Origin of the sequence: Pseudidiomarina gelatinasegens, from assembly GCF_004025325.1 — a bacterium.
Taxonomy (GTDB): Bacteria; Pseudomonadota; Gammaproteobacteria; order Enterobacterales; family Alteromonadaceae; genus Pseudidiomarina; species Pseudidiomarina gelatinasegens.
The window spans coordinates 196,147-213,795 of sequence record NZ_RSFE01000005.1; the positions used below are offsets into that span (position 1 = coordinate 196,147).

Below are 17,649 nucleotides of genomic sequence, written 5' to 3' on the forward strand. Positions count from 1 at the left end.
TATGTGTGGAATAGTTGGCGCAACGTCAGAGCGTCGTATTAGCGAAATTCTCATCGAAGGCCTGAAGCGCCTTGAATACCGCGGTTATGACTCAGCGGGCTTAGCTGTGCTTACTGATGCAGGCGTGATTGAAAGTGTGCGCCGCACCGGCAAAGTGCAAGCCTTAAAAGATGCAGTTGGTGAGCACCCACTATCAGGTACAACCGGTATAGCACATACACGCTGGGCAACCCACGGCGGCGTGACAGAAGCCAATGCGCACCCACATATTTCGGAAGACTGCATTGCGGTTGTTCACAACGGCATTATCGAGAACCACGAAAAACTGCGCGAGCATCTTAAAGGGCTTGGTTACACCTTCAGTTCGGACACCGACACTGAAGTGATTTGCCATTTGGTGCACCATGAACGCAAAACCCATGACGACTTATTTGAAGCCGTGCAAGCTGCTGTGCGCCAATTAGAAGGTGCCTACGGCACGGTGGTAATGGACTGCCGTGAACCAGGCCGCCTCGTTGTTGCGCGCTCAGGCAGCCCGCTGGTTATTGGCTTGGGTATTGGCGAAAACTTTGTTGCCTCTGACCAATTGGCGTTGTTACCGGTTACCCGCAAGTTCATGTACCTCGAAGAAGGCGACATGGCCGACATTAACCGTACCGACGTAAAAATCTATGACGCCAAGGGCCAACGCGTAGAGCGTGATGTGCACGAGTCAGACGGTAATTACGATGCGGGTGGCAAAGGTGAGTACCGCCACTTCATGTTGAAAGAAATTCATGAACAACCAAGCGCCGTGCGTAATGCACTTGAAGGCCGGATTGTTGATGGCCATGTGGCGGATGACGTGTTTGGTAATGGCTCGCTTGATTTACTCAAAGACATTGAACATGTGCAAATTGTTGCCTGCGGTACGTCGTATCACGCCGGTATGGTTGCACGCTATTGGCTTGAGTCTATGGCTGGTGTTTCGTGTAACGTTGAGATTGCTTCGGAATTCCGTTATCGCCAATCGCACGTGCACCCGAATAGTCTGTTGGTGACCATTTCGCAGTCAGGGGAAACCGCTGACACCCTCGCCGCCCTAAGGTTGTCAAAAGAGCTGGGTTACAAAGGCAGCTTAACCATTTGTAACGTCAGCACATCATCCATGGTACGTGAGTCAGACTTGGCTTATATGACCCGTGCGGGCACTGAAATTGGCGTGGCATCCACAAAAGCATTTACCACTCAGCTGGTTGGCTTGCTCATGTTAACATTAGCCATTGGTCAATTCCGTGGCATGTCAGCAGCGCAACAAGAGTCAGTGATTAAGTCACTGAAAACTCTGCCAGCCAAACTGGAAGAAGCTTTGCTGTTAAGTGATGCCATTGAAGCCTTAGCACCAGAATTCGCGGATAAATTCCATAGCTTATTCTTAGGTCGCGGCACTCAGTATCCGATAGCAATGGAAGGCGCGCTGAAGCTGAAAGAAATTTCGTATATTCACGCCGAAGCCTATGCTGCGGGCGAACTGAAACATGGCCCGTTGGCACTGATTGACGCCGATATGCCGGTTATCGTTGTTGCCCCGAACGATGAGCTGTTAGAAAAGCTCAAATCCAACGTTGAAGAAGTACGCGCACGTGGCGGCATTATGTACGTATTTGCTGATAAAGACGCGCACTTCAAAGGTGATGACAGCATGCGTGTCATTAACGTCACCCATTGTGACGAATTGATTGCGCCAATTGTGTACACCATTCCGTTGCAGCTTCTCTCCTACTTCGTCGCCATTATCAAAGGCACCGACGTGGATCAGCCGCGCAACTTGGCGAAATCGGTTACTGTTGAATAAAGATAAAAGGGCTCTTCGGAGCCCTTTTAGGTTGTAATTATGGCAAAACCTCGCAAAAAACCGCCGTTACGCACTGTGCAAGTGAGTTGCAGCAAATGCCGCGCTGCACTCTATAAGTATCGAAAAGGTGGTAAAGGCGCGTTGGTAAAATGCTTTGTGGAACGCATTGTGGAAGACCATACCCAAGAAGTAGGCGTGTGCCCTGAATGCGGTCAGCAGTTTGCTCGTGAAACCATGATACGCGGTGCGCCCGCCTATAAAATGATAGGCGGGAAAGTTTTAATGAAATAAGTCGGCATGGATAAAGCTGTCGCTAAAAGCCAAACAGCAATGGGAATAGTGCCACCACGATCACTGCCCACATGACATACACGGGAATAAACCCCGTTTGCCAACGCTCCAATGCAGCAAAGCCACAGCGGTTGCGCACAAAATTAACGTAATGCCAGGCATAACCACTTAAGCTAACCAATAAAATCAGGTTCTCGCCCAGCGCAGCAACGCGGTTGGGGGTAATACCCAGTTCGAAAATGCGCCCGGAAATAGCCCCCAACGCTAACAAATCAACACATAAGGCGGTGCCTACCAGTACTAGTTGCAGGTAATCAAATAAGCTCGGCACTTTGCCGGGGTCACGCGAAGACACGGCATACAGCACTAAACCTAGAACCAACACCAGCATTAAGTCGAGCCCAATGAGCACGTCGCGCTGCACATCAAAGCCTCGCCCTGTAACAAGCATGGCCACTAAAAACGCAATCAGTAACAGGGTAAATAGCGGCGTAAAAATGCGCGCCAATACGGGTGCCATATTCTCAATTGCGCCCTGCTTGGCTTCAACCAGCCAGCCCACAATCACAACGGCCCCCATAGCGCCGCAAGGTATAATCCATTGCTGAGCAAACCACGCGAGGTCGAGGCCAATGAATGAGAACATACCGACGGTAAAAGCGGTTAAAATGCCACCGCCGAGCGCAATGAGCACAAAATAAATGGCGTACTCACCGGAAAAACGAATAAAGTCCATACGGCGCGCGTCGGTGCGCCACCAAGTGCCGGTGTACATAACGCCAACTAAAAACCACAGTGCCATAGGTAAATGCATAACCGCTAAGGTGCTGGTTGCCGACTCTGCCTGCCATGGCAGTGCATTCATAATAACAAACGCCCCAGCGGAAACGCCGGTTACAGTTAGCCATCCGGCGGTGCCAAGCTGGCGTTTTACAACCCAGTAGGCAGCTAAAAATGGCAAGCAAAACAGGCTAATGGTGCGGGCAAAAAACCATTCGTGGGTTTCCGGGGTGACACCAAAGAATGTGGGGATTTGAAAAGCCAGGGCGGCGGCAAGCGCCAACCAGAAGGCCGAAATAAAGTCGCCCACCCAGCCCTTATTGTCAGTGGCGAAGACTAAATTTTGCCACAGCCGACCTGAGTGTACTTCAGCATATTGACTGGAAACTGCCTGCAGGTTGCCAATGCGTTTGATGGCTATCATAAAGGCTTCGTCGGTGTGTAAACCGGTTTGCATCAGCGCGTCAATTTGATCACGTAAATGGCTTTCCAGCTCATCGGCATCATCCGCATGAATTGCAGCGTGTCGTAATACATAAGCGCGCCACTGCTCTATATTTTGTTCAATGTCGAAAGTTGTGTCAGACTGGTTGATAGCCATCATTGCTGCTCCGTTTCAGGTCGCGCCAGATTTGATTTAAAGCGTCGTTAATGACGTGCCATTGTTGCTGTTGTTCACGCAACACTTTTAAGCCTTCTTCAGTAATCGCGTAATATTTGCGTTTGCGACCGGAATCACCAACGCGCCACCGCGATGTTAAATACTGCTGGTGCTCTAACCGGTGCAGTAGTGGGTACATCATGCCGTCAGTCCAGTTCAGGGCGCCTTTAGATAGCGCTTCAACCCGCTTCACAATTTCATACCCGTAGGTTTCACCTTCAGCTATCACGCCCAACACAAGGGGTGTTGAAGAAGCTGCCATTAAGTCTTTTGAGAGCTGCACACGCGAATTCCTATACCTAGAATCATTAGGTATATAATTTATACCTAGTGCTGTTAGGTATGCAAGCGAATTTTTTTCGGTATGCTTGTCACTAAGCTGTTTAAAAAAAAGGATATAACGTGATTAAGAATATTGCTGAGTGGGTGCTGCGCATCATGCTGGGATTAATTGTTGCGCTGATCATTTTGTCACCTGGCCTCGGTATAGGCTATTTAGGCGCATGGTTAATCGACTGGCTAATTGTTGACATCAATTTTGACAGCTGGATAACGCACACGGTAATTGTCTTTGTTGCGCTGGTCGTTTTTGTTATGTTGCTGAACACCAAAGAAGGTGGTGAGATGTTGTGGACGTCAGTTACTGGTAAACGATAAGTTACCTGCTATGTTTAATAACAACTTGTTTCACAAGAAAAAAGGATAGCAACATGAACTTTCTATGGTTTTTACTGGTAGGTCTTATTGCAGGCTGGTTAGCAGGTTCACTGGTTAAAGGTGGCGGTTTTGGCTTATTAGGCAATATTGTTATCGGTGTAATTGGCGCCTTAATTGGTGGTTTCTTGTTTAACTTACTTGGGGTTTCAAGTGGCGGCGGTCTTATTTGGAGTATTGTTGTCGCAACTATAGGTGCCGTGGTGCTTTTAGTTTTGGTGCGAGCCATCAAAAAAGCTTAGATGGTAAGCCGCACGGTGCGATACCGTGCGGCTGTCATCCAAATTATTTAGCTGTATCGTTCTCTTCAATTTTATCCTGCGTTCTTAATTCAAAATCACTCGCATCATGCCGTTCGTACAACTGCTTGTTCAGGTCGCCCCAAGTTTTATTCACAATACGGCCGCGCTGTACCGCCGGGCGTTTGGCAATTTGTTCCGCCCAGCGCAGTACATTTTTATAGGTGTGCGCCTCGATAAATTCGGCAGCCTCGTACACTTGATTCGTGACCAACGCGCCGTACCAAGGCCAAATCGCGATGTCGGCAATGGTATACTTATCGCCCGCAATGTAGTCATGCTCGGCCAGCTGCCGATCAAGCACGTCCAATTGGCGCTTAATTTCCATGGTGTAGCGGTTGATAGGGTATTCGAATTTCTCAGGTGCATAGGCATAAAAATGACCGAAACCACCGCCTAGCAGTGGCGCGCTGCCCATTTGCCAGAATAGCCAGTTCAAGGTTTCTGTGCGCTCTGCTGGGCTCTTCGGTATAAAGGCGCCAAATTTGTCGGCAAGATAAAGCAGAATTGCGCCCGACTCAAACACGCGTGTGCTTGGCTCAGTGCTGGTATCGAGTAACGCCGGAATTTTAGAATTTGGATTGACTGCTATAAAGCCACTGCTGAACTGATCGCCATCCAAAATGTTGATCAAGTGCGCGTCATATTCGGCGTCTTGATGCCCTTGCTCAAGTAGCTCCTCGAGCAGCACGGTAACTTTTACGCCATTGGGCGTAGCCAATGAATACAGCTGCAACGGATGCTTGCCAACGGGCAGCTTTTTGTCATGGGTTGCACCGGCGATGGGCCGGTTAATTGAGGCAAATTTGCCGCCACTTTCTTGATCCCACTGCCAAACTTTAGGGGGCGTATACGAATCCGACATCAGGTACTCCTTCATTGAAATGGCTGAACATTCATGGGACCAGTGTAACTGATTACGCATAAAAAAGCGGCGCTAGTTAGCGCCGCTACATAGGGGGCATTGCTCAGTTATTGCTGTACTTCAATATCATTTTCTACAGACTTAACACCTTCAACGCCGCTTGTTAGCTGTGCCGCTAAATCAGCTTCTTCGCTGGTTGTCACCACGCCGCTGAGTACAACGTTGCCATTAATGGTTTCAACATTGATAGCACTGGCGCTGACCTGATCCGCCTCAAACAAGGCTGTTTTGACGCGCGCAGTAATTGCGCTGTCGCTTAGAAAGTCACCAGTACGTTCCGCAGTATCACGGGTAAAATCTGCAGCATCACTTGCCGCCTGTTTCGTCGCTTCGGTCGCCTGCTCTAACGACGACTGAGCCTTTTCACGTGTGTCCTCTTGTTCTTGTTGCGAACAAGCTGCGAGCGCTACAGTTGCAAATGATGCAAGAACTAACGTTGTGATTGTTTTCATGTAAAACCTCCTGTTTTATAAGTTGTTGCAACTAAACATAGTAAAGTGGCAAAAAATATCGAGGTGGTTTACAAAGCTTTTGCGCTTTACACTAACGCCGTTGAACCCGTTTACAAAAAAGGAAAAGCAACATGCGTACATTAGGGAATGTTTTGTGGTTTATTTTGGGCGGTGCAATTATGGGGTTAGGCTGGTGGTTAGCCGGTGTTCTCGCGTTTATTACCATTGTAGGCATTCCTTGGGGGCGTTCGTGCTTTGTGATTGGCTTGTTCTCATTTTTCCCATTTGGTCAAGAAGCCATTAGCCGCGAGGAGCTCACCCAAAAGGGCGATCTGGGCACCGGCGGATTTGGTTGCTTGGGCAATGTACTGTGGTTTATTTTCCTCGGTTGGTGGCTTGCTCTTGGCCACTTAGTGTCAGCCATTGCGTTATTTATAACGATTATCGGCATTCCATTCGGCATTCAGCATCTAAAACTTGCAGGTGTGGCGTTATCGCCTGTTGGTAAAACCATCGTCAGTAAAGAAGTTGCAGCAGCCGCGCGTATGCACAATGCGACCACGACGGTGTCTAAACTTAGAGAAAAATAGTAGGCGAAACCAATTAATCCGGTCAGTTCTTGCTACACTAAAACAACGATTAAAAGTTGAGGAAATTTCAATGAAATGGATGATTTATGGTGCGAACGGTTACACCGGAACCTTGGTGGCGCAACATGCAAAACAACAAGGCTTGCAACCGGTTCTTGCGGGACGTAATAGCGAGGCAATCCATAAACTTGCGGGGCAGCTTGAATTACCCTCATGCATTGTTGATTTAAATGACTCAACCGCGTTACAACGCGCGCTAGCAGACGTCGATATTGTTGTGCATTGCGCGGGGCCCTTCGAAGTTACCGCTGCGCCAATGATAGAAGCCTGCTTGGCAAGCAAAACGCATTATGTGGACATCACTGGTGAATTGAGTGTGTTTGAGTATGCGCATGCCAATCATGAACGCGCACAGCAAGCTGGGGTGGTGCTCTGCCCTGGTGTTGGTTTTGACGTGATTCCAACCGATTGTGTTGCGGCCAAACTGAAGCAAGCATTGCCCGATGCAACTGAACTGACGTTAGGGTTTGATTCAGCCTCGCGCATGAGCCGCGGCACGGCAAAAACCAGTGTGCGTCGTCTTGGCGAAGGTGGCGCAGTGCGGCGTGACGGTAAAATCACACCAGTGCCATTGGCTTACCACACGCGCACTATAGATTTTGGTAATGGTGAAAAATTTGCCATGACGATTCCTTGGGGTGATGTATCTACGGCCTATTACACCACCGGCATTCCCAATATTGAGGTGTTCATTCCAGCCTCGCCGAATTTAGTCAAAAAGCTAAAACGATTGAATTGGTTTCGTTGGTTGCTGCGTTTTGAAACGGTTAAGAAATTCCTTGAGAAGAAAGTTGAGCAGCAACCGGCTGGGCCGAATGAAAAACAATTGGAGCAGGCTATTACCTATGTTTGGGGTGAAGCCAAAAATGCTCAAGGCGTTACCGAGACGCTGCGAATTACAGTGATGAACGGTTACAAGCTAACTAGCCATGGCGCGGTTGATGTGGCGCAGTATATTTTGACGCATAGTCCAGCAGGTGGCTTCTACACACCAGCGACGCTTTGTGGTGCTGATTTGGTGGAGAAGTATTATGTGGTGGCGTAGCTTTGCCCTAGTGCTTGTTATTGCGGTTTTTCCGCACGTTGCTGGCGCGCAAGATACCAGCAAAGAACAATCGCAAGCGGAACTTGATGCTGAAGCTTTTAAAAAATCCGACCTTGTGGGGCGTTTTTGGGACTTAAGCCAAGATCAAAAGCGCGGCATTTTTGATTTGCGAACTTTTCAACCCAATTTTATCTTGCCCGCGCACTACAGTTCAGACACCAACGAACAGCCGATGTCGCCGTCTCGAGGGCCGGGGACGCCGTTAGAAAGCTACCAACCCACCGAAGTAAAACTGCAGCTTTCATTGCGCACCAAAATATTTGAAAACCTTATGTTTGGCGGCGATGTCTGGGTAGCCTATTCACAAACCTCACTTTGGCAAGCGTGGAACTCTGACGACTCGTCACCGTTTCGTAGCACCGATTATAGACCGGAAGTGTTTTACATTTTGCCATGGCAAGACGAGTGGGATTTTATTCCTGGCGATGCCCGAATACGGTTTGCGAAGGCGGGTTTTGCCCATGAGTCAAACGGCCAACGTAAGCCAGATTCACGCAGTTGGAATTATGTGTATTTTGGCGGTGCGGTTGAATGGGGGCCGGTGGTATGGGAGTCGACCTGGAAACAGCGCGTTAATGAAACTGGTGATAATGACGACAACCCAGATTTAATTCGTTTTCGCGGTAATTTCGAGAACACCTTGTCGTGGCGGAATTCATTGAGTACCTATAGCCTCACGCGTATCACACGTGAACTGTCTTGGAGCAGAGGCTCATGGCGGCTTGATTTTACCCACCCATTGAACTCAGAAAAACCAGACGGCTTGCGTTTTTATATCCAAATTTTTTCCGGCTATGGTGAAACCTTATTGGATTACAATCATCGCCAAAACCGAATCGGAATTGGATTTTTGTTATTAAATATTTAAGCGCTCTGCGTTGTCGATATGGCCAAAAATATGACTGATAATTACTTATTAAAGCTTTACCACAAAACACTTGGTTATCCGTTTGGGCGTGCGCTATTTTCGCGCATGTTTGCGGCAAAAGCGCCTTATTTTAAGTCGATAAAGCCAACCATTACCGAGCTGCAACCTAATTATTGTGAACTGACCTTCAAGAAGCGAAAAGCAGTGCAGAATCATATTGGTACGGTGCATGCTATCGCGTTATGTAATGGTCTTGAAATGGCGATGGGTGCGCTCGCTGAAGCGTCCATACCAAAGCACCTGCGCTGGATACCAAAAGGCATGACGGTGAACTATACGGCCAAGGCTGATAGCGATATTCGTATTGTCGCAAGCACTGATCCACAGGCCTGGAAACTTGGGGACTTGCCAGTAATAGTGCAAGGTTTTCGTCGTGATGGCACGCTTGTTATTGACGGTGTGATTACCATTTATATTTCTGAAAAGCCGCCCAGAAAATCCGCTTAGCTCAGTTGTTTGAGTGCATGTTCAATGGCGAAAACATGTTCATCATGCTCGCCAAGTTCACGCAAAGCATCGGCCAGTTTCAATAAGTACTCATCATTGGGTCCGCTTGGGCCTGCGGATGCGGCAATATGTGCAGCTATATCGGTTTCATGTGCTTGCCCTAAGAACGCTTCGTTGTCAGGGCCAGCTACATAAACTAAGCCTTCTACTGAGCCTGAACCGTCAAGCCATTCAAATTCGGTAAAAAAGCGCAAATAACCATTTTTTTCGCGGTGGTCAAGGTGCGCAAATACGTCGGGTGTCACCTCATAAGCCATGCCAGCGCATACAGCATCAGGGTCTGCTATCAATGTTGCGACTCGGCCGGGCTGCTCGGGTGTGCCACGATGATCATGGGAGCCTTGCCAGAAACGACGCACCCAACCATGAATTCGTGCTGGTCGACGTTGTATAAATGGGAAATCCGCTTTATAAATCAGAGAGCCATAGCCGAATAACCAGACCGAATCGAGATGGTCTAGGGGTTGGCTTTGTTGATTTAAGGCAATTGTATTGTGTGACATAGCGGAAGCTATTTTAGCAAATTATCCGGGTAGAAAAAGGAAAGAATAAATGCGCGCATTAGAACTGAAAGTACCACCGGTGATTGTGGTTGCAGCGACAGCCGGCTTGATGGCCTTAACAGCACGGTTAATGCCAATGGAGCCGTGGCACTTTACCGATGCTAAATCATTAGCTGTTGCATTAGTGGCCATCGGCGCATTGATTGCCGTAGCCGGTATTGTTGCGTTTCGACAAGCAAAAACAACGGCTAATCCCATGAACCCAAATGCCAGTTCAGCGCTGGTTTCGCATGGCATTTACCGATTCACGCGCAACCCAATGTATCTGGGGTTTTTGCTGGCACTTGCTGGGTGGGGTGTGCAAATCGGTAACCTACCCGCCTTGGCGTGGTTAGTTGTCTATGTTTTGTATATAAACCGCTACCAAATCATTCCTGAAGAGCGCATATTAGAAACTAAATTTGGTCAAGCCTTTCTCGACTACCGGAAACATGTGCGGCGCTGGTTTTAAGTGAACTTTGCTGCTATATGTTTAACTTCGTTCATTATTTTGAGGTAATTGCTTGCGGAATTTTCTGGGCGTAGCCTTCCTTGCAGCCGCCGCTTGTGTAGTCGCTTGGCAGACAGCGATGGCGCAACAATCTCCCTTGCGCGTTGGGGTTTATGAAAACCCACCCAAAATTTTATTAAAAAATGACCAACTTTCTGGAATATTCGGCGAGTTGCTTATGGAGATTGCGCAACAAGAGGGCTGGCAAGTCGAGCCTGTACCTTGCGCATGGAATGAGTGCTTGCAGCTGCTGCAGCAAGGTGAAATAGATTTAATGCCAGACGTTGCCATAAATCAGCAGCGCGATGAACGTTTTATCTTTCACGAAACCCCAATTCTACATTCGTGGTCGCAACTATACGGCCAGCGGAGCTTGAAAGTTTCCACCCTGCTTGATCTTGATAATATTCGCATCGCCGTGCTGGAAGACTCCATACAGCAAAATTACTTAACAGATATCGCCGAAAACTTTGGTCTCGATGTAACCTTGGTTCCAGTTGCTTCGTTTGAAGCCGGTTTTCAGGCTGTTGTGAATGATATGGCCGATGCCGTGGCCGCCAACCATCTCTATGGCGATCAGCGTGCCCGTCAGCTCAATTTAGAGGCAACGCCGGTGATGTTTCAGCCGGCTAGGTTGTTTGTTGTGGCCACCAATAACAGCATGAAACCAGTATTGAATACCATCGATACCTACATCAATGCATGGAAGCAAGACCCCAATTCACCGCTGTTTAATACGCTGAAGCGCTGGCGCGCAATGGAAGAGGAATCACCATTATTCCCTCTGGCCTTGGTTGTTGGGCTGGTCTCAACCTTATTGCTGGTGTTGGGGCTGCTGTTGTGGCTGCGCCGGCGCGTGAAACAGCGCACGCTAGAACTGGTTCACAGTGAATTAAAGCTGAACACTATCTTAGATTCCGTTGAAGCTTATATTTTTATAAAAGACAAAGACCTAAAATACCAGTACGCCAATAAAATGGTTTGCGATAATTTAGGTACTACCACAGCAGACATCATCGGACAGAGTGACACGGCATTTTTTGATGAAGAAACCTGCGCGCATCTACGCGAAAATGATATGCGTGTTATTGAACAAGGTTTGCGGGTTTCTGACGAAGAAGACAATGTCACCACTGATGGCTCGGTACGCCACTTCTTATCAGTAAAAATCCCGTTGCGTGATGCGAACGATAACGTCTACGCGCTATGTGGTATTTCGACCGATATCACCGAGCACATTACGATCAAAGAGTCGTTAAATCAGTTGGAATATTACGACAGCATCACTGGCTTGGCGAATCGTAAATTGCTGTTAAAAAACTTAGAGCATGCGTTAGCGAGTGCCAATCGTACCAAGTACGACGGCGCATTATTAACCATTGATTTAACCCATTTTACTATTATTAACGAAACCTTAGGGCACTCTGCGGGTGACAAGGTATTGCAGCAAGTGGCACAGCGAATTCGTGCACGCATTGACGATACGGATACGGCAGCGCGACTGGGCTCTGATGATTTCTTGGTTATTTTGGAAGACATCAGTCAGAACACCGATCAGGCCGTACTGGATGTTCGCAATTGGGCGCGTGAATTGCTGGACTCGTTGGCTGAACCTTATGAGCTGGGTGATATAACGCATACCACAAGCGCTAGCATTGGGGTCACGATGTTTTCGGACAGCCAAGATGACGTTGCGGGGCTGCTGAAAAATGCCGACTTAGCCATTTCTGAAGCAAAAGCGCAAGGTGGCGGGTCGATACGATTCTTCAACCCAGCAATGCAAGAAACCATTAACCGTCGCATGTTGATTGAATCGGCGCTGCGCCGCGCGGTTAAGCATCAAGAGCTGGAGGTTTATTTACAGCCACAGGTAAACCAACACCACGAAGTGGTTGCAGGCGAACTGCTCTTACGTTGGACAGACCCGGATCTTGGCTCAATTTCTCCGGCAGAATTTATTCCAATAGCTGAAGCGAGCGGGCTAATCATTCCGCTTGGCGCTTGGGTGATTGAACAAGCCTGTCGAACCCTGCGTGACTGGCAAACCATAGATGCACTGAAGCATATTCCTTTAGCTGTGAACATTAGCCCACGGCAATTCCGCCACGGCGGGTTTGTCACGCAAGTTGAGCATTGCCTGCGTGAAGCAAAACTCCCGGCGGGGATGTTGGAACTTGAAATCACTGAGGGCATGTTAATTGACAATGTCGACGTGACGGTGAAGCGCATGTATAAGCTGGGCGATCTCGGCGTGCGTTTCTCACTGGATGATTTCGGTACAGGCTATGCGTCTTTAGCTTATTTGAAGCAACTCCCGCTCTACCAGCTAAAAATTGATCAGTCGTTTGTGCGCGATATGCTCACTGATGTGAACGATGACGTGATTACGCAAACAATTTTAGGTTTGGGCAGGAACTTAAATCTGTCCGTGATTGCTGAAGGTGTTGAAACGGTTAAGCAACGCGACCATTTGCAGGCAATGGGGTGTACCAAGTTTCAAGGCTTTCTATTTGGCAAGCCCGCTCCCATTGCAGAGTGGCAGGCTCGCCTGTTAGAAAGTGCCGTGCTGAGCGTTGATTAGCGAATGGGCGGCACCAGCAGTTGAATTTTTTCAGGCACTACCCGCATTAATTGAATGCGAAGTGGATGCCAAAATACTGACAATAATAACAACCCGAAGCCAATAACCAGGCCAATAATTGCCGCACCTAAATTGACCACACCGAAGCTGGTTAGTAGTGCACCAAACACATAGATAACGTAGGACAAGGCCGAAACCATCAGCGCACGCCGATCAAGAACCAGCGACATGGCGCTGAGTACCAAGTAGAGCAGCAGGGTAATCAGAGCTTGGGTCAGGCTCACATCAAAATCGCTATCCGCTAAAGTCACAAAAATAGGGTGTACTAACAGCGGTGCGGCCAATAAATGCAACCAGAACGCCACATCAGACTGTCGGGTTTGCCGTTGCCGATCGTGACTGTCCCAACGTAGTGCCAATAAAAATACCAACACCCCGCAACCAAACAAGGTCACTTTCAATAGAGTATCGGAAAAGGCAAACACCATGGATAACGCCGATACCAAAATGCCAATAAACGCGGCCAGCCCTGCTGCTAACGTTAGTGGTACTTTAAAACGGTACCAGTGCGCAACAGCGACCAGCGTGGTTACGAAAAATGCCAGCAATGAGGTGCTACCGGGGCTCTCCAGAGTCATAAAGTTATGCGTTATTGCGAAAAACACGCCGCCCAAGCAAAAGCCTAATAAGACAATAGACGGCAGCGCCATGCGGCGTCTTAAAGTGAAATATTCAGCCATGCCCCAAGCCGCTGCCGCAACCAACAAGCCGCCGAGCCACGGGGCGAGCGTATTACCCAGGGTGCCAAGTGCAACGAGCGCGAGCACCGCCGCAATCACGACAAAAATATCATTGAAGCCACTAATAAGTCGAAAGTGTTCTTCGTCTTGAATGGTCATGTGACGTTGCTTTTGCACGTAATCACGGAAAGCTTGCGCCTGCTCTTCAGGCAAAACCCCTTCTTGCACGGCGGAAGTTAAATCGTCATCGGTATACATATACGAGTTCCTTACGTGAAGTCCTAATACTAAGCGCGTGTTCAAAAAGTAAACTGTGATTGATACTGGCACGAAAACAATTTACTTTCGACAGATAAGCGTAACAAACTGTTGCTTAACTTGTTTTCGCATGAGGACAACGATGTCACACCACCATCATCACCACCATGACCTTGCCTCTGAACGCATGGGTTGGGCCTTCTTTCTAAATTTAGGCTTTACCGTTATCGAGTTTATCGGCGGTATGTTAACCAATAGCACGGCCATAATGGCAGATGCTATTCATGATCTCGGTGACAGCTTGTCGATTGGCTTAGCCTGGATACTCAATAAACTCGGCAACAAGTCGGCTACCCATCAACTCACCTACGGTTACCGGCGTTTGAGCCTTGTTGGTGCATTACTCAACGCTGTTGTCTTAGTCGGTGGCTCAATTTGGGTGTTGAGCATGGCAATACCGCGCCTACTTGACCCGGTTATGCCGCATACTGAGGGAATGCTCGGGTTGGCCGTGCTTGGGGTGCTGGTAAATGGCTTTGCAGCTTATAAGCTCAGCAAAGGCAAGTCATTGAACGAGCGGGTACTCAATTGGCACCTGATTGAAGATGTCTTAGGCTGGGTGGCCGTGTTAGTGGTGGCTTTAATTTTGATGGTGGTCGACTGGCCAATTCTTGACCCCTTGCTATCGGTGGCGTTCACGCTCTTTATTCTGATTAATGTAGTACGAACATTGCGCGAAACCCTCAAAATATTTTTGCAGGGTAACCCTGATCATGGCATGTACCATCGCATAGCAGAAAGCCTACAGGCACAACCGGAAGTGGCCGATGTTCACCACCTGCACTTATGGTCGCTTGATGGTGAGCATCACGTGTGTACAGCGCATATTGTGCTAGCTCAAGAGCTAACCAGTGCGCAACAGCGCGAGTTAAAACAGCGTATTGCTGAACAGCTGGCGCCATTTGAGCTTGCCCACACCACCATTGAATTTGAGCTGCCGGAAGAGCCCTGCCGTGATACTTAGTTACATCCAGCGCTGGCGGTTGTTGGCAATGGTGGCGGTCCATTCGCGTTGCAGATTAAACGCGATTTCAGCAGGTTGGTATTTGATAACCTGCGCGCCGGCAGCGGTATAAACAATAACATCCGCGTAGCCAAGTAAACGTAACCATGGCGACTGATACACATCAATTTGCTGCGTTTTATACAGCGGATACCAACTTTCAATACGGCCAAACACGCCGCGCTTAATGCCAAGCCAGCCTTCTGTCATGACATAGCCATAGTTTTGCCAACGTGCCACCGTGTAAGCTTGTAGAAGCACCCAAACCAGAGCGCCAATAACCAGGCCAAGCAGCGGTGGTTGCCATTTGAAGTACCCGACAACAGCGACCGCTGGCGCAACTAAGGCCACCCAGAACGACGGGTTCAATAGTGCAATTGAGCTTATTCGTTGCCAAGGCACAGTGCTTCTATCAGGTAACTGTAGCCAATGGCAGAGCTCATCCACGCCTGCTTGCGTCAATACCGGGAGAACAAAGGCACCGGCAGAACCTTGCTGTTGTGCATGGGCGGAAGGTTGCAGCTGACTGACGCGGGCACTAAAGCGGCCAAGCAGGCGGGCCCGCAGGTTTTGCTTTATGCGTACACGTTGTAATTTATGGTAACGAAAACTTACGGTGCGAATACTTAGCAACCCCGACCGAGCCTGATAACGCTGATTAGCAATGGTGAACTGCAAATTATAGTAACTGGCAATGGTCACACCAATAGCGAAGGTAAATAGCACCACCAGTGCAGTGACCACTAGCCCGACATTTAACCACAAGCTTTGCTCAATAAATTTCACGTTGGCTTCCAACCAAGGAACAAGCTGCTCTTCCAGCACATCAGTCTGTGATAACGGATAGATCAGCACCGCCAGCAAAACGAAAATTTTATTGTCCATAATGCCCGCGCGAACAATTTCACGCAGCGAATAGTTGCGCTGTAAATCTATGTGCTGTGCACTTTCATCAACCGAACCAGTGTTGGATTCCGAGTCAGTTGAATGGTTTGTGTTTGCCGCTTGTGCCAACATGCGTTGACGCAAATCTTGGGCAAGCGCTATTGGTAAGCCCGGGATCTCAACTTCCTTACCGGCTGAGCCAGCACTGTCAACGCGTAAAATGGTTAGATTAAACGGCCGGAAATACCAAGTCTGATCCAACTCAGCCTGTTGAATACGCTCATATTTCAAAGTGAGGCTCTTTTTGCCGAACACACCAGTGCGCAGGTGCACTGCGTCATCGGTAAGCGCATACAGGAAAAAATGATGATTCAAAATGGCGCTGATCACAATAAAGACTAAGTAACCGCCGCCTACCGCGTAAGGTAGCCAGTCGTTATCGGTTACAAAAATTACGGCAAGTACCGGAATAAAGTTGGTAATGTTACGTACAAACTGCCGTATTTCTTTTGCAACGAAAAAGCCCAGTGTTAATAGCGAAGTGCGTTGCCAAGTTAACTCAGTCATCGTTCGAGTCACTCACCGGCTCGGCAGCAATAGTATTCACCAGCTCTGCTTTCATGGTTTCCGCAGTCGCCAGTTTTAGCCCGGGTATACTTAAGTCCGCACCGCCACTGCCCGCAGTATACAAGGTCAGGTGTGCAAGCCCCAGTAAGCGCTCAATAAACCCTTGGCGCACCTCAACATGTTGAATACGATTCAGCGGCACAGCGCGGGTTAACCGCCATAAGGCACCGCGGCGCAAATGCATGGACACATCGGTGCTTGCATACGCGGTAAATTGAAATCGACGCGATGACCAGAATAAGCCGAAAAATAAGGTTAAAACCGCCCAAGGAATTCCCAGCCATAGTGGGTTAGGTAGCCAGTCAGTTGATGGGCTGAATAGATACAAGCCAATCGCAATGAGTGCCAAAATACTCATATCGATAAGCACGATTAACTGTAAATAAGTTTTGTAAGCGGGCTCAACAGGCTTCCACGCAATTGTCATGTGATCGTTTCCTTACTTGAAAAGGTATGTTTTAGCACCCATGTATCTTTTATGTAACTCTAACACGAAGTAAAAAGATAGGAGCAAGCTCATGAAAATTTTAATGGTTTTAACCTCGCACGAGCAGCTCGGTGACAGTGGCCATAAGACTGGCTTTTGGGCCGAAGAATTCGCCGCACCGTACTACGCGTTCAAAGATGCAGGTGCCGAAGTGGTGTTAGCGAGCCCTAAAGGTGGCCAGCCGCCAATTGATCCAAACAGTGAACAATCCGATGCACAAACGACAGCAACGGTGCGCTTATTTGAAGACCCGGAGACAATGGAAAAGCTTGCGACAACCCTCAAATTGAGCGAAGTTACAGCCGATAAATTTGATGCGGTTTTCTATCCAGGTGGGCATGGCCCGTTATGGGATTTAAGCGAAGACCCGCTATCCATTGGTCTCATTCAACAGTTTTGGGAGCAAGAAAAACCGGTTGCAGCGGTATGCCATGCACCGGCGGTTTTAGTGAATGTGAAAACCCCAGCGGGTAAACCGCTCGTTGCAGGCCGTAAGGTAAGTGGCTTCACTAATAGTGAAGAAGCAGCGGTAGGTTTAACGGACGTTGTTCCATTCTTACTTGAAGACAAACTGCAAGAACTCGGTGGTGTGTATCAGAAAGTTGATGACTGGAAACCATTAGCCGTGGTGGATGGCAATTTAATTACTGGCCAAAACCCCGCAAGTTCAGAAGCGGTTGCTGGCGAGTTGCTAAAACGCTTAAAAGCGCTTCACGTGAATTAAGCGTCGCATTGTCGGCAATGCATACGTTCGACACAAAAAAGCCAACCCTCGGGTTGGCTTTTTTGCTGCTGCGTGTTGATTAAAA

The 17,649-nt window shown here is 48.5% G+C and carries 20 protein-coding genes; 12 read left to right on the forward strand and 8 right to left on the reverse strand.

What is annotated here, in order from left to right; all coding sequences use genetic code 11:
* Window position 1 precedes the first annotated feature (1 nt).
* Complete coding sequence (gene glmS, locus EGC76_RS08460; protein WP_128352552.1) at window positions 2–1,834, forward strand: glutamine--fructose-6-phosphate transaminase (isomerizing); 1,833 nt, start codon at window positions 2–4, stop codon at window positions 1,832–1,834.
* Between the two features lie 39 nt (window positions 1,835–1,873).
* The gene (locus EGC76_RS08465) at window positions 1,874–2,125 is read left to right on the forward strand and encodes a hypothetical protein (RefSeq protein WP_128352553.1); all 252 of its coding nucleotides are present in this window, start codon (window positions 1,874–1,876) and stop codon (window positions 2,123–2,125) included.
* 22 nt (window positions 2,126–2,147) lie between these two features.
* Here EGC76_RS08465 and EGC76_RS08470 read toward each other — a convergent pair whose 3' ends face one another.
* The gene (locus tag EGC76_RS08470; protein WP_220445673.1) at window positions 2,148–3,509 is read right to left on the reverse strand and encodes a permease prefix domain 1-containing protein; all 1,362 of its coding nucleotides are present in this window, start codon (window positions 3,507–3,509) and stop codon (window positions 2,148–2,150) included.
* On the reverse strand, window positions 3,487–3,849 hold the full coding sequence (locus tag EGC76_RS08475) for a PadR family transcriptional regulator (protein WP_128352554.1): 363 nt from the start codon (window positions 3,847–3,849) through the stop codon (window positions 3,487–3,489). The genes EGC76_RS08470 and EGC76_RS08475 overlap by 23 nt, the downstream gene beginning before the upstream one ends.
* Before the next feature lie 119 nt (window positions 3,850–3,968).
* Between EGC76_RS08475 and EGC76_RS08480 the strand changes: the two genes are divergently transcribed.
* Window positions 3,969–4,223, forward strand: coding sequence for a hypothetical protein (locus EGC76_RS08480; RefSeq protein ID WP_128352555.1), 255 nt, complete (start codon window positions 3,969–3,971; stop codon window positions 4,221–4,223).
* Between the two features lie 53 nt (window positions 4,224–4,276).
* A complete protein-coding gene (locus EGC76_RS08485) occupies window positions 4,277–4,522 on the forward strand; it encodes a GlsB/YeaQ/YmgE family stress response membrane protein (protein ID WP_128352556.1) in 246 nt (81 codons plus the stop codon).
* A 43-nt stretch (window positions 4,523–4,565) separates the two neighbouring features.
* On the opposite strand, the gene yghU is transcribed toward EGC76_RS08485, so the two are convergent.
* Both yghU and EGC76_RS08495 read right to left on the reverse strand, forming a co-directional pair.
* Window positions 4,566–5,444, reverse strand: a complete 879-nt coding sequence (gene yghU / locus EGC76_RS08490; RefSeq protein WP_128352557.1) for a glutathione-dependent disulfide-bond oxidoreductase — start codon at window positions 5,442–5,444, stop codon at window positions 4,566–4,568.
* Between the two features lie 107 nt (window positions 5,445–5,551).
* A complete protein-coding gene (locus tag EGC76_RS08495) occupies window positions 5,552–5,956 on the reverse strand; it encodes a BON domain-containing protein (protein ID WP_128352558.1) in 405 nt (134 codons plus the stop codon).
* Window positions 5,957–6,087: 131 nt separating this feature from the next.
* Here EGC76_RS08495 and EGC76_RS08500 point away from each other — a divergent pair, with 131 nt between their 5' ends.
* From EGC76_RS08500 to EGC76_RS08515, 4 genes are all read left to right on the forward strand, one after another.
* Window positions 6,088–6,546, forward strand: a complete 459-nt coding sequence (locus EGC76_RS08500) for a YccF domain-containing protein (RefSeq protein WP_128352559.1) — start codon at window positions 6,088–6,090, stop codon at window positions 6,544–6,546.
* A 70-nt stretch (window positions 6,547–6,616) separates the two neighbouring features.
* On the forward strand, window positions 6,617–7,651 hold the full coding sequence (locus tag EGC76_RS08505) for a saccharopine dehydrogenase family protein (RefSeq protein ID WP_220445674.1): 1,035 nt from the start codon (window positions 6,617–6,619) through the stop codon (window positions 7,649–7,651).
* Entirely contained in the window at window positions 7,638–8,579 is a 942-nt protein-coding gene (locus EGC76_RS08510; protein ID WP_128352560.1) for a phospholipase A, read from the forward strand. The genes EGC76_RS08505 and EGC76_RS08510 overlap by 14 nt, the downstream gene beginning before the upstream one ends.
* A gap of 30 nt (window positions 8,580–8,609) precedes the next feature.
* Window positions 8,610–9,086, forward strand: a complete 477-nt coding sequence (locus tag EGC76_RS08515) for a hotdog fold domain-containing protein (protein WP_128352561.1) — start codon at window positions 8,610–8,612, stop codon at window positions 9,084–9,086.
* On the opposite strand, the gene EGC76_RS08520 is transcribed toward EGC76_RS08515, so the two are convergent.
* Window positions 9,083–9,649 (reverse strand): gamma-glutamylcyclotransferase, encoded by a 567-nt coding sequence (locus EGC76_RS08520; protein ID WP_128352562.1) that lies wholly within the window; start codon window positions 9,647–9,649, stop codon window positions 9,083–9,085. The two genes, EGC76_RS08515 and EGC76_RS08520, sit on opposite strands and share 4 nt — an antisense overlap.
* A gap of 49 nt (window positions 9,650–9,698) precedes the next feature.
* On the opposite strand from EGC76_RS08520, the gene EGC76_RS08525 reads away from it, so the two are divergent.
* Window positions 9,699–10,160, forward strand: coding sequence for a methyltransferase family protein (locus tag EGC76_RS08525; protein WP_128352563.1), 462 nt, complete (start codon window positions 9,699–9,701; stop codon window positions 10,158–10,160).
* Between the two features lie 52 nt (window positions 10,161–10,212).
* Complete coding sequence (locus EGC76_RS08530) at window positions 10,213–12,780, forward strand: EAL domain-containing protein (RefSeq protein WP_128352564.1); 2,568 nt, start codon at window positions 10,213–10,215, stop codon at window positions 12,778–12,780.
* Here the strand turns inward: EGC76_RS08530 and EGC76_RS08535 are convergent.
* The gene (locus EGC76_RS08535) at window positions 12,777–13,778 is read right to left on the reverse strand and encodes a DUF2339 domain-containing protein (protein ID WP_128352565.1); all 1,002 of its coding nucleotides are present in this window, start codon (window positions 13,776–13,778) and stop codon (window positions 12,777–12,779) included. The genes EGC76_RS08530 and EGC76_RS08535 overlap by 4 nt on opposite strands.
* Window positions 13,779–13,920: 142 nt before the next feature.
* On the opposite strand from EGC76_RS08535, the gene EGC76_RS08540 reads away from it, so the two are divergent.
* Complete coding sequence (locus EGC76_RS08540) at window positions 13,921–14,802, forward strand: cation diffusion facilitator family transporter (RefSeq protein ID WP_128352566.1); 882 nt, start codon at window positions 13,921–13,923, stop codon at window positions 14,800–14,802.
* On the opposite strand, the gene EGC76_RS08545 is transcribed toward EGC76_RS08540, so the two are convergent.
* Window positions 14,803–16,293: a PH domain-containing protein gene (locus EGC76_RS08545; RefSeq protein ID WP_128352567.1), complete on the reverse strand. Its 1,491-nt coding sequence runs from the start codon at window positions 16,291–16,293 to the stop codon at window positions 14,803–14,805.
* Window positions 16,286–16,780: a PH domain-containing protein gene (locus EGC76_RS08550; RefSeq protein WP_128352568.1), complete on the reverse strand. Its 495-nt coding sequence runs from the start codon at window positions 16,778–16,780 to the stop codon at window positions 16,286–16,288. The genes EGC76_RS08545 and EGC76_RS08550 overlap by 8 nt, the downstream gene beginning before the upstream one ends.
* 91 nt (window positions 16,781–16,871) lie before the next feature.
* Here EGC76_RS08550 and EGC76_RS08555 point away from each other — a divergent pair, with 91 nt between their 5' ends.
* Window positions 16,872–17,564, forward strand: coding sequence for a type 1 glutamine amidotransferase domain-containing protein (locus EGC76_RS08555; protein WP_128352569.1), 693 nt, complete (start codon window positions 16,872–16,874; stop codon window positions 17,562–17,564).
* The last annotated feature ends 85 nt before the right edge of the window (window positions 17,565–17,649 follow it).